1 protein-coding gene is annotated in these 516 nt (G+C 74.0%); it reads right to left on the bottom strand.

Annotated elements, in window-relative coordinates:
* A partial coding sequence (locus tag Q2100_RS31630) for a molybdopterin-dependent oxidoreductase (protein ID WP_302917175.1) occupies nt 1-516 on the bottom strand: 516 nt, incomplete at both ends.

Consider the following 516-nt stretch of genomic DNA (forward strand, 5'->3'; position numbering starts at 1 on the left):
CGGTGGCCGCGGCCAGCCTGGTCGCCGCCGACAGTGCCCCGGGCGACGTCGCCAGGCGTTCGCCGACCAGGATCAGCGCACCGGGCATCCGCAGCAGCGGCTCGTCGGTCAGCGCGTCGAGGGCGTTGGCTTCGGCGCCAGGGCCGGTGCGGATCAGCCGGCCGGACATCTTGGTGAGTGCGCGCGTCGCGTAGGGGGCGATCGACAGCACCTGCAGACCGCGTTTGCGTGCGGCCTTGCGCAGCCGCAGGTACACGATCGGCGACTCCTCCTCGGGCTCGAACCCGGCGAGCAGGACGGCGGGCGCGTTCTCGACATCGGCGTAGCGCACCGTCCGCGGCGCTCCGGCGACATGGGCGGCCAGGAACCGGGCCTCCTCGTCGCTGTGCGGCCGGGCGCGGAAGTCGATGTCATTGGTGTCGAGCACCATCCGCGCGAACTTCGTGTAGGCGTAGGCGTCCTCGGCGGTGACGCGGCCGCCGACGAGCACGCCGGCCGCGCCGGTCGCGCGGGCCA

Source organism: Mycolicibacterium arseniciresistens (assembly GCF_030519285.1).
GTDB lineage: Bacteria > Actinomycetota > Actinomycetes > Mycobacteriales > Mycobacteriaceae > Mycobacterium > Mycobacterium arseniciresistens.